Origin of the sequence: Pseudomonas sp. HY2-MNA-CIBAN-0224 (assembly GCF_040310285.1) — a bacterium.
Lineage (GTDB): Bacteria > Pseudomonadota > Gammaproteobacteria > Pseudomonadales > Pseudomonadaceae > Aquipseudomonas > Aquipseudomonas helleri.
This window is the reverse complement of sequence record NZ_JBEOPQ010000663.1, coordinates 1-259: the sequence shown is the minus strand read 5'-3', so window position 1 is coordinate 259 and position 259 is coordinate 1. Positions and strand designations below refer to the sequence as shown.

General features: G+C 44.8%; 1 protein-coding gene. It reads right to left on the bottom strand.

Annotated features, from left to right (window positions below; genetic code table 11):
• A partial coding sequence (gene rhuM / locus AAEZ03_RS27970; protein WP_350583180.1) for a RhuM family protein occupies positions 1–259 on the bottom strand: 259 nt, incomplete at both ends.

Sequence of the window (259 nt, the reverse complement as noted above, 5' to 3'; positions counted from 1 at the left end):
AGTTTTTATCGAAGCGTTGCTGATTGAGCGTATAGCCTTGCACTAAGTATTCACGTAAGCGCTGGGTCGCCCATATACGAAACTGCGTGCCTTTTTTAGAATTAACCCGATAACCCACAGAAATAATGGCATCTAGATTGTAAAAGCGAATGTTGCGTCGCACTTGTCGGTTTCCCTCTTTACGAACTACCGAGGATTGCTCGGTAGTTGCTTCGGGGTCGAGTTCGCCTTCTTTATAGATGTTTTTTAGGTGCAAACC